The organism is Methylobacterium komagatae, assembly GCF_042661665.1.
GTDB lineage: Bacteria > Pseudomonadota > Alphaproteobacteria > Rhizobiales > Beijerinckiaceae > Methylobacterium > Methylobacterium komagatae.
Genome location: NZ_JBHSWN010000001.1, coordinates 495370 through 508062 on the forward strand (window position 1 = coordinate 495370; position 12693 = coordinate 508062).

The window sequence follows — 12693 nt, forward strand, 5'->3', positions numbered from 1 at the left end:
AAACCTCTTACCCTTCGGGCGGCATCCATACCGCCTCGGGCTCGACCTTGCCGAGGCAGCACTTCTTGAACTTCTTGCCCGAGCCGCAGGGGCACGGATCGTTGCGCCCCACATCCTTGAACGGGTTGCGCTGCGGCTCGCCAAAGCCTTCGCGCGTCCATTCGAGGGCAGCGACCGGATCGTCGAGAAAGCCGTACTGGTCCGTCGGCAGACGCGCGAGATCGTGCGGGTGACGCTCGGCCTCGCGGAGCGTGTCCTTGAACCAATCGGGGTCGCTGAATTCGGGATCGATGCGCCCGTCCTTCCGGGCGGCCTCGACGCGGGGCGCTAGGTCACGCAGGCCGAGAGTGGCGATCGCCTCTTCCCAGGCGCTCCAGCCGATATCGCCCTCGACGGACGCCTTGGCATCATCGAACCGCACCAGCAGCCGGTGCAGGGCGTCGCGCTCGATCCTCCCCATGAAACACAAGGTGATGCAGGCCATCAGGACCGCCTCGCGGATCCCGTCGTCCAGGCTGCTATCGAGGATCAGGCGGAAGAGTGGCTCGGGCTGCCCGTCATAGACGCTGGCGAGAATGCGCGAGAGCGTCGCCGACACGGCGTCGCCCAGCACCGCTTCGACCACCTCGATATCCTGCCGCAGCAGGGCAAGGAGTGGGCCGAGGGCGCGCGCGTCCCGTGCCTGGGCCATGACGTGCAGACCCCAGAACTGGAGGTTCGCTTCGCGCTCCTCCAGTTCGGCCCCGGTCGCGGCCTTCACGAGGACCGGAAGCGTCGCCTCCGCGACGGCCTCCGGGTGCTCCAGGGCCTTGCGCAGCGCGGCGACCGGCAGATGAACGGCCCCTGCCAGATCCTCGATGAGCAAGGCGACCGGGATCATCCGCGCAGGCTCGCCCCGGTGCGCTTGGAGACCTCGGCGACGATCTTGGCGCTCACCGCCTCGATCTCCGCATCGGTGAGGGTCTTGTCGGTGGGCTGGAGCCGCACCGCCACCGCGATGGACTTCGACCCCTCGGCCACGCCCGGCCCTTCGTAGATGTCGAACACCTCGACTCCGGTGACGAGCTTGCGCTCGGCGTTCTGGGCCGCCTTCACGATGTCGCCCGCCGGGACATCGCGGCCGACCACGAAGGCGAAGTCGCGGGTCAGCGGCTGGAACTCGGACAGGGCCAGGGCCGCCTTGGCCTTGGTCGGCTTCTGCTTGGGCAGCGGCAGCACATCGAGGATCAGCTCGAAGGCCACGAGGCTCCCCTTGAGGTCGAGGGCCTGCATGGTGCGCGGGTGGACTTCGCCGAACCAGCCGATCTCGGTCTTCGGACCGAAGCGTAGGGTGCCCGAGCGGCCGGGATGCAGCCAAGCTGGGCCACCCGCCGTCACCTGCAACCCGCCGGTCGGGATGCCGAGGCTCGCAAGGAGCGCCATGGCGTCGGCCTTGGCATCAAAGGCATCCACGGTGCGGGTGGCGCCGTCCCAATGACGTCCCGAGCCGATCAGCACCGCCGTCCCGCGACGCACGCCCGCCGCGCGGGTGGTCTGCCCCTCGGGCTGGTCGGTGCCGAAGCACTGTCCGACCTCGAACAGGGCGGCATCGGGATAGCCGCGGTCGGCGTTACGCTGCGTGGCGCGGAGCAGGCCGGGCACGAGGCTCGGGCGCATGTCCGACAGGTCGGAGGCGATAGGGTTGGCGAGCTTCAGATCCGCTCCACCGCCGCCGAACAACTCAGCATCGGCCTGCGGGATGAACGACCACGTCACCGCTTCCATCAGGCCCCGGCTGGCCAGGGCCCGCTTGGCGGTGCGCGTGCGCTTCTGCATCGGCGTGAGCAGCGCGCGGCCGACACCTGCCGGACGCGGCAGGGGCTTCGCCTCGATCCGGTCAAGACCGGCGATGCGGATCACCTCCTCAACGAGATCGGCCTTCCCCTCGACGTCGGGCCGCCAGGACGGGGGGCGCACTTGTGCGCGCTCGTCCGTTCCGGAAACTTGGAAGCCCAGCGCTTCCAGCGTCGCCTTCATTTCGGTGTGGGGCAAGACGAGCCCCGCGAGGCGGCGCACCTCGCTCCAGGGGAAATCGATGGTCCGCTCGGTCTCCGGCGGCTCGCCGATGACAGTAGCCTGGGTCGGCGTGCCGCCGCAGAGGTCGAGGACGAGCGTCGTCGCGAGGTCCAGGCCCGGCAGGGTCGAGAGCGGGTCGACGCCGCGCTCGAACCGGTAGCGGGCATCCGTGACGATGCCGAGCCGACGCCCGCTCTGGGCGATGTTGGCCGGGTCCCAGAGGGCCGATTCGATCAGCACGTCGGTGGTGGCCTCATCGCAGCCCGAGGCTTCGCCGCCCATGATGCCGGCGATCGACTCGACGCCGTTCTCGTCCGCGATCACGACCGTGTCGTCCGTGAGCGTATGAGTCTTACCGTCGAGCGCCAGAAGCGTCTCGCCCGCCTTTGCCCGGCGGATCGTGAGAGCGCCCTTCACCTTGGCTGCATCGAAGACGTGGAGGGGGCGTCCGCGATCGAAGGTGACGTAGTTGGTGATGTCGACCAACGCGTTGATCGGCCGGAGGCCGATGGCCCGCAGCCGGGCCTGCATCCAGTCCGGCGAGGGGCCGTTCTTCACGCCGCGCACGAGGCGCAGGGCGAACATCGGGCAAAGGCCCGCATCGGCCGGATCAAACGCGCGCACCACCTGGACCGGGCATTCGCCCTCGCCGTCCACCGGCGCTGCGGTCTTGCTCTTCAGTGTGCCGAGGCCCGCCGCCGCGAGATCCCGGGCGATGCCGTGGATCGAGGTGCAATCCGGCCGGTTCGGCGTGAGGTTGATCTCGATGACCGGATCATCGAGCCCGGCGAAGGCGGCGTAGGGGTGCCCGCCGGGGCCTCGGTCGTCAGGTCGATGATGCCGTCATGGTCCTCGCCGAGCCCGAGTTCGGCAGCCGAGCAGAGCATGCCCCGGCTCTCGACCCCGCGGATGTTGCCGACCGACAGGGTGATGTTCTTGCCGGGCACGTAGGTGCCGGGCGGCGCGAACACGGTGCGCATGCCCGCCCGCGCATTCGGCGCGCCGCAGACCACCTGCACGGGCGCACCCTCGCCCGCATCGACCGAGCACACGCGCAGCCGGTCGGCGTTCGGGTGCTGCTCGGCGGTGAGCACATGGGCGATCACGTAGGGCTTCAGCGCCGCCGCCTTGTCCTCGATCCCTTCGACCTCGAGGCCGATGCGGGTCAGGGTCTCGGCGACGGTCTCGAGGGACGCCTCGGTGTCGAGGTGATCCTTGAGCCAGGAGAGGGTGAATTTCATGGGACGCGGCTCGGGAAGGGAAGAATCAGGGGCGGGCGGGCCTTAGCCCGTCAGACCGCCCACGAGGCTCGGCACGTCGAGGGGCCGGAAGCCGTAATGGTCGAGCCAGCGGACATCCGCCTCGAAGAACGGCCGCAGATCCGGCATGCCGTATTTGAGCATGGCAATCCGGTCGAGCCCGACGCCGAAGGCGAAGCCCTGCACGGCATCGGGGTCCAGCCCGCAATTGCGCAGCACGTTGGGGTGGACCATCCCGCAGCCGAGAATTTCCAGCCAATCCGTGCCCTCGCCGAAGCGGATCTCGCCCCCTTGCGCGAGCACTGGATGTCCACCTCAGCCGACGGCTCCGTGAATGGGAAGAACGAGGGGCGGAAGCGCATCTTCACGGCGTCGACCTCGAAGAACGCCTTGCAGAACTCCTCGAGCACCCATTTCAGATTGGCGATGTTCGCCGCCGTGTCGATCACCAGCCCCTCGACCTGATGGAACATCGGGGTATGGGTCTGGTCCGAATCGTGCCGGTAGGTGCGGCCGGGAATGATCACCCGGATCGGCGGCTGCTGACTGCGCATGGTGCGGATCTGCACCGGCGAGGTGTGCGTGCGCAGCACCTTGCGCTTGCCGTCCTGATCGGGCGCCAGGAAGAACGTGTCGTGCATCTCCCGCGCCGGGTGTCCGGGCGGGAAGTTCAGGGCGGTGAAGTTCAGCTCGTCCGTCTCGATGTCCGGACCTTCCGCCACCGCGAAGCCCATATCGGCGAAGATCGCCGTGACTTCGTCGATCACCTGGCTGATCGGGTGGATGCGTCCGCGCGCCTCCGGTGCCTCGCGGCCCGGCAGGGTGACGTCGACCCGCTCCGAGGCGAGGCGCGCTTCGAGCGCCGCTTCGGCGAGGGCGGACTTGCGTGCGCCCAGCGCGGTGGCGACCCGGTCGCGCAAACCGTTGATGAGGGGGCCGCGCTCCTTGCGCTCGTCCGGCGTCATGGCGCCGAGCGTCTTCAGGAGTTCGGACACGCTGCCCTTCTTGCCGAGCGCGGCCACGCGCACGGCGTCGAGGGCGCCCTCGTCGGGGGCGGCGGACACCTGGGCCAGGAGATCGCGTTCGAGGCTGTCGAGATCGGTCATCGCTTCATTCGGATCGCGCGGGCCTTCGCCGCCGACGGGTGTGCTTTTGCGCGCCACACGCCTTCATGCAAGCCGCGCGGCTGCAAAAACGACGAAGGCGCGGCACCCCTGGGGCGCCGCGCCTTCCGTCAACTCGTGAAAAGGTCCGCTCAGGCGGCCTTCTTCTCCGGCTGGGCCGGGATGGCGGCTTTGGCCTTCTCGACGACGGCCGCGAAGGCGGCCGGCTCGTGGATGGCGAGCTCGGAGAGGGCCTTGCGGTCCACGACGATGCCTGACACCGCCAGGGCGTTGATGAAGCGGGAGTAGGTCAGGCCATGCTCGCGCACCGCAGCGTTGAGACGCTGGATCCACAGGGCGCGGAACGTACGCTTTTTATTCTTACGGTCGCGATAGGCATACTGCATGCCCTTCTCGACCGCCTGCTTGGCGATGCGGATGGTATTCTTGCGCCGGCCGTAATAGCCCTTGGCGGCCTTCAGAACTTTTTTGTGCTTCGCGTGACTGGTCACGCCGCGCTTGACGCGGGCCATCGGTTATCTCCTGGAATCGACTAGAAACAGTATCGGCTGTGCGAAGGCTTACCGCGCGTTCGGCAGGAAGTACTTCTTCACGTTGGCGGCATCGCCCTCGAACAGGGTCGTCGTGCCGCGCAGGTTGCGGATCTGCTTCGTCGTCCGCTTGATCATCCCGTGGCGCTTACCGGCCTGGGCGTACATCACCTTGCCGGTGCCGGTGATCTTGAAGCGCTTCTTGGCGCCTGATTTCGTCTTCAGCTTGGGCATTTGGCTCTCCTGTGCGCGAAACGCCAGCGCGGCCCGCGAGGACCGGGTTGTGTTTGCGCGATGATGCTTCTGGTGGAGCAGCATGAGCCGCCACGGCAGCCCTAGATCGGCCGGGCGGTTCGACGCGGTGCGGCTTATGGCAGAAACAGCCCGTTCCGGCAACGCCTTCGTGAAAGGTCGCGGCGGAACGCGGCGTGCCCCTTCATTCTTCCTGGTCCGGGAATGCCGGGGAAAGCGGGGACGGGTCACCAGCATAGGTCATACGGGCGTGACGGGCCAGGGCTCAGGAACCATAACCTTGGCTTTCCGTTTCATTCATGTCCCGCTCAGGCCGACCCGGATAGATCCCCGCTCAAAGTCGGTCACCAAGGAGACACTTCGTGCGCATTGCTCAGATTGCTCCGCTTTCGGAGGCGGTCCCTCCGAAGTTCTACGGCGGCACAGAGCGCGTCGTGAGCTGGATCACGGAAGAGCTGGTCCGTCAGGGCCATGACGTGACCCTGTTCGCCAGCGGCGATTCGGAGACTTCGGCCAAGCTTGCGGCCTGCACGCCCGAGGGCCTGCGCCTGCTCGGCTACCGCGACCATACCGCGAGCCACCTTGCAATGCTGCATCAGGTGCATCGCCGGGCGCACGAATTCGATGTGCTCCACTTCCACATCGACTTGCTGCAGTACCCGATGTTCGAGGACATGAACCACAAGTGCATCACCACGATGCACGGTCGCCTCGACGTGCCGGACTTCATGCCGGTCTACCGCACCTTCACGGGCATGCCCCTGGTGTCGATCTCCGACAACCAGCGCCTGCCGATGCCGCCGAACGTCAACTGGCTGTCGACGATCCATCACGGCCTGCCCGCCCAGAACTGCCCCTACTACCCCGAGGCGAAGGGCGGCTACCTCGCCTTCCTCGGCCGTATCTCCCCCGAGAAGCGCCCCGACCGCGCCATCGAGATGGCGATCCGCTCGGGCACGCCGCTGAAGATCGCCGCCAAGGTCGACAAGGCGGACCAGGATTATTGGGATGAGGTGATCGAGCCCATGATCCACCACCCGCTGGTGGAGTTCATCGGTGAGATCAACGAGGAACAGAAGAAGGACTTCCTCGGCAACGCCCTGGCGCTCGCCTTCCCGATCGATTGGCCGGAGCCCTTCGGCCTCGTCATGATCGAGGCGATGTCGGCCGGTACGCCGGTGATCGCGTTCCGCAACGGCTCGGTGCCGGAAGTCATCGCCGATGGCGTGAGCGGCGTGCTGTGCGACAGCATGGACGATGCTGTCGCCGCCGTTGCGAAGGTGAAGGCCATGAGCCGCGCTGGCGTGCGCCGCCACTTCGAGGGCGGGTTCACCGCCGAGCGCATGGTGCAGAAGTACGTCGCGGCCTACGAGGAATTGCTGTCCCGCTCGGCCGAGGTGATCCGTCTGCCCAAGTCCACGTTCAAGCCGGTTCCGGCCGACGTGAACGGCGCCTCGCGTCCAGCGATGCCGGCGGCCGCCTTCCCGGCCTGACGACGCAAATTCGGGCGGCATCGGACTTGCGAGCCACCCGTCGCCCGTCCTAGCGTCGCGAAAGCGACTCATCCGACTGTTTGACAGGGCCGCCGCATCAAGGCCGATGCGGCGGCCCTCTCGATTCCGCGACACCCCGGAGAAGCCTGCATGGCGGCAAAGACTGACCTCGCGACCGAAGCCCCGTTCGGCCAAGGATTTCAGGACGCGGACGAGGTTCTGCCGACCTATCACATTGAGGCGCAGACCTCGCTGGTGGAGCGTCCCCTGCGCTCCCTGAAGTTCGGCGAAGCCTTCGGCGTCCTCGATTCCTACGGCGATATCGGCGTCCAGCCCGGCCCCGAGGGGCTTTACTTCCAGGATACCCGTTACCTCTCTCGCCTCGAGGTGAAGGTGGAGGGGCAGCGGCCCCTCATGCTGTCCTCCGTCATGCAGGACGATAACGGCGCCCTCAGCGTCGACATGACGACACCGGACATCCGCCTCGACGCCCATGACGAGACCTCGATCCCCCGTGAGACGGTGGCGATCGAGCGGACCAAGTTCCTGTTCCGGGGCGCTTGCTACGATCGGATCGGGCTGCGCTCCTACGACACCAAGCACCGCCGCTTGAAGGTCACCGTGACTTTCGACGCTGATTACCGCGACCTGTTCGAGGTGCGCGGCACCGACCGCAAGGAGCGCGGCAAGCGCGGCGTGCAGGTGGCGAGCCCGACTGAGGTCCAATTCCGCTATGTCGGTCTCGACGACGTCGTGCGCGCCACGAGCCTGCATTTCGGGCCCAAGCCCGTCTCGCTGGAGCCCGGCAAGGCTGAGTTCGAGATCTCCCTCTCGCCCGGCGCGCAGACCTCGATCTTCATCCGCGTGGTGTTCGATTCGCACCGCGCCTTCACCAAGCCGCCGACAGAGACGATGGTCGGCGAGGATGCGGCTGCGAAACTCACGCAGGTCGCCAATGGCGGTGGCTCGCCCAAGCACCCCAAGGGGCTCGGTGAGGGCACGATCTTCGCCCGCGCCTACCGCGATTCGCGCCGAGACCTGCGCACGCTGACGGCGGGCATCACCACGATCATCTCCTCGAACGACCAGTTCAATGAGGGGCTCTGCCGCGCCACCGCCGACCTCTACATGCTGGCGAGCCGCACGCCGGAGGGCATCTACCCCTTCGCAGGCATCCCCTGGTATTCCACCGTGTTCGGGCGCGACGGCATCATCACCGCGATGATGGCGCTCTGGATCGATCCGAAATTCGGCCGCGGCGTCCTGCGCTACCTCGCCGCGACCCAGGCGAAGGCGGTCGATCCCGCCGCCGACGCGCAGCCCGGCAAGGTGCTGCACGAGACCCGGCGCGGCGAGATGGCGATGCTGGGTGAGGTGCCGTTCCGGCACTATTACGGCACGATCGACGGGACGCCGCTCTTCGTGATGTTGGCCTGGGAGTATTACCGCGTCTCGGGCGACCTCGACACGATCCGTGACATCTGGCCCGCCCTCGAACTCGCCCTCGCCTGGATGAACGAGTACGGCGACCGAGACGGCGACGGCTTCGTGGAATACGCCCGCGATACCGAGAAGGGCCTGGAGAACCAGGGCTGGAAGGACAGCCACGATTCGATCTTCCACACGGACGGTCACCTCGCGAAGGGGCCGATCGCCCTGTGCGAAGTGCAGGGCTACGTCTACGCCGCCAAGAACGGCATGGCGCAGCTCGCCGGGCTCCTCGGGCACGACGAATTGGCCGAGCGTCTCTCGATCGAGGCGAAGGAGCTTCGCGAGAAGTTCGACGCTGCCTTCTGGAACGAGGAGATCGGCACCTACGCCCTCGCCCTCGACGGCGCCAAGAAGCAATGCGCCGTCCGCTCGTCCAATGCGGGCCATGCGCTGTTCACCGGCATCGCCAAGCCCGAGCGGGCCGCCCGCGTCGCGGAGACCCTGCTCTGCAATGACGGGTTCAACGGCTGGGGCGTGCGCACCATCGCCAAGGGCGAGGCGCGCTACAACCCGATGTCGTACCATAACGGCTCGATCTGGCCGCATGACAATGCGCTGATCGCGATGGGGCTCGCCCGCTACGACCGCAAGGAAGAGGCGGCACGCATCTTCCAGGGGATGTTCGACACCTCGCTCTATCAGGACCAGAAGCGTCTGCCGGAATTGTTCTGTGGCTTCATGCGCCGCCGCCAGCGCGGCCCGGTCTCCTATCCCGTGGCCTGCAGCCCGCAGGCCTGGGCGGCCGCCGCCCCCTTCGCGTTCCTGGCCGCGTGCCTCGGCCTCGAACTCGATCACGACGCCAACCGCGTGTCGCTGAACAACCCGATCCTTCCGGACTTCCTGGACGGGGTGACGCTGTACAATGTGAAGCTGCGGAACTCGCGCCTCGATCTGCGCTTCCAGGCCTATGACGGCGATGTGACGGTCAGCGTGCTGCGCCGCCATGGCGACGTGAACGTGGTGGTGATGAAGTAAGCCGCCCACTCGCCCCCTCGCGTCTTCCGGGAGGGGGCGAATTGCGCCAAAGCTTCGCTGTGCCGCGGAAGGAGCGGTGCAGCGGAGACAGCGCCATGCGGCAAGACAGTGTCGCCCCCTCGGCCGATCATCACGGGGTGAGCCTGCGCGAGGCGACCGGGGTATGGGCGCGGATCGCCGCCCTGTCCTTCGGTGGCCCGGCCGGGCAGATCGCGGTGATGCACCGGATCGTCGTCGAGGAGCGGCGCTGGGTCGATGAGGGACGCTTCCTGCATGCGCTTAACATCTGCATGTTGCTCCCCGGCCCGGAAGCGCAGCAACTCGCGACCTATCTCGGCTGGCTGATGCACCGGACCCTCGGCGGGGTGATCGCCGGGGGATTGTTCGTGCTGCCCGGCGCCGTCGCGATCATGGCGCTGTCCATCGTCTATGCCCTCTACGGGCAGGTGCCGCTGATCGGCGCCCTGTTCTTCGGGCTGAAGGCCGCGGTCCTCGCCATCGTGCTTCAGGCGGTCCTGCGGGTCGGGAAGCGCGCCCTGCGCAGCCGGGCGCAATGGGCTCTGGCCGCCGCCTCCTTCATCGGCATCTTCCTGTTCGGCCTCCCCTTCCCGGTCATCGTGCTCGGGGCGGGGCTGATCGGTTTTGCCGCCGCGCGGGCGGGGTCCGATGCCTTCGCCGGGACGACGGCGCATTCCGGGGGCACGAGCCTGCTCGGCGACACGCTGCCCGCGCATACCCGCGACCGGCGCGCAGCCTTCCGCATCGCAGGCATCTGCCTCGCCCTGTGGCTCGTCCCGGTGGGGGCGGTCCTGCTTGCGCTCGGTCCGCAGGACGTGTTCTCGCGGATCGCGACCTTCTTCTCCACGATGGCGGTGGTGACCTTCGGCGGCGCCTACGCGGCTCTGGCCTATGTGGCGCAGCAGGCGGTGGAGAGCTTCCACTGGCTCAGCCCCCGCGAGATGCTCGACGGGCTCGGTCTCGCCGAGACGACGCCGGGGCCGCTCATCATGGTGATGCAGTTCGTCGCCTTCATGGGCGCCTTCCGCAATCCCGGCGATCTCGCGCCGCTGACGGCGGGGATCCTCGGCGGGTTGCTCGCCACCTGGGTGACTTTCCTGCCCTGTTTCCTGTTCGTCTTCCTCGCCGCTCCCTTCGCGGAGGCGTTGCGCGGGAATGGGCAGGTGGTCGGCGCGCTGAATGCCGTGACGGCGGCGGTGGTGGGAGTGATCCTCAACCTCGCCGTCTGGTTCTTCCTTCACACGATCTTCCGGGAGGTGCAGCCGTTGCGCGGCCTCGGCCTGACCCTCGACCTGCCGGTGCTCGGCAGCCTCGATCCGGCCGCCCTCCTCCTGTCGCTCGCCGCCATCGTCGCGACGTTGCGCTTCAAGGCAGGCCTCGCCACGGTGCTCGGCGGATGCGCGGCGGCGGGGGTGATCCTCTATCTCGCCGGCTTCGCGACGGGGTGACGAGCGGGCGGGGTGCCGCCCCCGCGCCTGTTCTGCTACAGAAGCCGTCTCCCCATGACGCCGCAGGCGAACGACGTGACTTCTTCCGCTTTCCTCGCGGATGAACCGGCCACCCTTCCGGGCTGGCGGTTCTCCGTCGCTCCGATGATGGACTGGACCGACCGGCATTGCCGGGCCTTCCATCGGGCGCTGTCGGGCCGGGCGCGGCTCTATACCGAGATGGTCACGACCGGCGCGGTGCTGCACGGGCCACGCGAGCGGCTGCTCGGGTTCAGCGCGGTGGAGCACCCCGTCGCCGTGCAGCTCGGCGGCTCGGACCCGGGGGATCTGGCGCAATCGGCCCGGATCGCTGCCGAGTTCGGCTATGACGAGATCAACCTCAATGTCGGCTGCCCGTCCGATCGCGTGCAGGAGGGCCGGTTCGGCGCCTGCCTGATGCGTGAACCCGCCCTGGTGGGCGAGTGCGTCGCCGCCATGAAGGCCGCCGTGAGCGTGCCGGTGACGGTAAAGTGCCGGATCGGCGTCGACGATCAGGATCCTGAAGCGGCTCTCGATGCCCTGACTGATGCCGTCGTGTCAGCGGGGGTGGATGGGCTCATCGTCCATGCGCGCAAGGCGTGGCTGAAGGGTCTGTCGCCGAAGGAGAACCGGGATGTCCCGCCCCTCGATTATGGCCGGGCGGCGCGGCTGAAACAGGCTCGCCCCGATCTCCCGCTGGCCGTGAATGGGGGGCTGCGCACGATGGACGAGATGCGCGCGCGCCTCGCGGAGGTCGACGGCGTGATGGTCGGCCGGGCGGCCTACATGGAGCCCGCGCTGCTCCTGTCCGTCGATCCGGTGCTCTACGGCGTAGCGGCACCGGCCGCCGATCCGTTCGTGGCGGTGGCAACGTTCGAGCCCTACATCGCGGGCGTGCTCCAATCCGGCGAACGGCTCCACGCCGTCACGCGGCACATGCTCGGCCTGTTCAATGGACGCCCCGGCGCCCGCGCCTTCCGCCGCCACCTCTCGACCCACGGGATGCGGGCGGAGGCCGACCTCGATACGCTGCGCACGGCGGTGGGGCTGGTCTCGCGGGAGCGGGGCGACGCGCGGGAAGCGGCCTGACGGGTCAGCGGTCCGGCGTCAGGATCAGCCGGTTGCCCTGCACCTCATAGCGGGCAAGGCGATCGAGGAAGGTATGGCCCAGCAGGTTGCCGGAGAGCGCACCGGGCCGGGCGATCATCGCGTTGACGTTGCGGGTGGTGATCGTCCCCACGGTCAGCGAGTCGAGCTGGATCGGCGCCGCGCTGGTCGCGCCGTTTGCGGTGGAGACGCGGGTGCTGAACTCGTCGGGCCTCGGGCGGAAACCAAGGGCGGCGGCGTTCTCAGCGGTGAGGACGACGCTGCTCGCGCCGGTGTCGAACAGGAAGTCCTGCGTCAGAACCTTGCCTTCGCCGCCGACCCGCGCATCGACGCGGAAGGTCCCGTCCGACCGGCGGGTGATCGTGACGCTCCCACCTGGTCCTTGCACCGCCGTGCCGGGGCGAAGATCCCCCAGGACACGGGACGACACCGCGCTCAGCCGGTCGCGGTAGCTGTAGCCGAGGACGAGGGCCGCGCCGATCAGCCCCCAGGCCGCGAGCGCCTGGACATGGCGCAGGGGTGAAGCGCGGAATTGCCGCCAGAACCCAGCGACGACCAGCGCGAGGATCGTGCCCGTCCAGGCGATGTTGACCAGCATGTCGGACGACAGGCCGCCAGCCAGCGTGTCGCCCCCGTCGGACAGGACGAGGGCCGCGACGACGAGCCCGAGCGCACCTAGGGCGAGGTAGATCATGCGCGGGACGGCTCCGCCATGCCGGGATAGGCGGTCTGCAGCCGCCCCTCCAGACCGGCCATCACGGCGCGGCGCTCAACCTCGCTCATCATGCCCCAGGCCGCGATCTCGCTGCGGGTGCGCCCGCAGCCGCGGCAGAGTCCCGTCGCATCGTCGAGGATGCAGACCTTGGTGCAGGGGCTGGACGGCTTCGGGGGTGAGGCGGACATGGTTTCGTTTGCCGGGAGGA

At 68.2% G+C, this 12693-nt stretch carries 9 protein-coding genes and 2 pseudogenes; 4 read left to right on the top strand and 7 right to left on the bottom strand.

Annotation, left to right across the window (positions count from 1 at the left end; translation table 11 throughout):
- Window positions 1-7: 7 nt before the first annotated feature.
- From ACFQE0_RS02415 to rpmI, 5 genes and pseudogenes are all read right to left on the bottom strand, one after another.
- On the bottom strand, window positions 8-880 hold the full coding sequence (locus ACFQE0_RS02415) for a DUF1186 domain-containing protein (protein ID WP_378966743.1): 873 nt from the start codon (window positions 878-880) through the stop codon (window positions 8-10).
- Window positions 877-3296: pseudogene (gene pheT, locus ACFQE0_RS02420) on the bottom strand (phenylalanine--tRNA ligase subunit beta). Before pheT ends, ACFQE0_RS02415 begins: the two are co-directional and overlap by 4 nt.
- Before the next feature lie 42 nt (window positions 3297-3338).
- A pseudogene (pheS, locus tag ACFQE0_RS02425) lies at window positions 3339-4420 on the bottom strand (phenylalanine--tRNA ligase subunit alpha).
- A 149-nt stretch (window positions 4421-4569) separates the two neighbouring features.
- The gene (rplT, locus tag ACFQE0_RS02430) at window positions 4570-4950 is read right to left on the bottom strand and encodes a 50S ribosomal protein L20 (protein WP_378966745.1); all 381 of its coding nucleotides are present in this window, start codon (window positions 4948-4950) and stop codon (window positions 4570-4572) included.
- A 48-nt stretch (window positions 4951-4998) separates the two neighbouring features.
- Window positions 4999-5202, bottom strand: coding sequence for a 50S ribosomal protein L35 (rpmI, locus tag ACFQE0_RS02435; RefSeq protein WP_007561407.1), 204 nt, complete (start codon window positions 5200-5202; stop codon window positions 4999-5001).
- A 380-nt stretch (window positions 5203-5582) separates the two neighbouring features.
- Between rpmI and ACFQE0_RS02440 the strand changes: the two genes are divergently transcribed.
- The 4 genes from ACFQE0_RS02440 (at window position 5583) to dusA (ending at window position 11752) form a co-directional block, all read left to right on the top strand.
- On the top strand, window positions 5583-6713 hold the full coding sequence (locus tag ACFQE0_RS02440; protein ID WP_378966747.1) for a glycosyltransferase family 4 protein: 1131 nt from the start codon (window positions 5583-5585) through the stop codon (window positions 6711-6713).
- 150 nt (window positions 6714-6863) lie between these two features.
- Window positions 6864-9179 (top strand): amylo-alpha-1,6-glucosidase, encoded by a 2316-nt coding sequence (locus tag ACFQE0_RS02445; RefSeq protein ID WP_378966749.1) that lies wholly within the window; start codon window positions 6864-6866, stop codon window positions 9177-9179.
- 95 nt (window positions 9180-9274) lie between these two features.
- Entirely contained in the window at window positions 9275-10645 is a 1371-nt protein-coding gene (gene chrA / locus ACFQE0_RS02450) for a chromate efflux transporter (RefSeq protein WP_378966751.1), read from the top strand.
- Between the two features lie 75 nt (window positions 10646-10720).
- Complete coding sequence (gene dusA, locus ACFQE0_RS02455) at window positions 10721-11752, top strand: tRNA dihydrouridine(20/20a) synthase DusA (protein ID WP_378966753.1); 1032 nt, start codon at window positions 10721-10723, stop codon at window positions 11750-11752.
- A 4-nt stretch (window positions 11753-11756) separates the two neighbouring features.
- Here the strand turns inward: dusA and ACFQE0_RS02460 are convergent, their stop codons facing one another.
- Window positions 11757-12464, bottom strand: a complete 708-nt coding sequence (locus tag ACFQE0_RS02460) for a retropepsin-like aspartic protease family protein (RefSeq protein WP_378966755.1) — start codon at window positions 12462-12464, stop codon at window positions 11757-11759.
- Window positions 12461-12673 (bottom strand): DUF1289 domain-containing protein, encoded by a 213-nt coding sequence (locus ACFQE0_RS02465; RefSeq protein ID WP_378966757.1) that lies wholly within the window; start codon window positions 12671-12673, stop codon window positions 12461-12463. The genes ACFQE0_RS02460 and ACFQE0_RS02465 overlap by 4 nt, the downstream gene beginning before the upstream one ends.
- Between the last annotated feature and the right edge of the window lie 20 nt (window positions 12674-12693).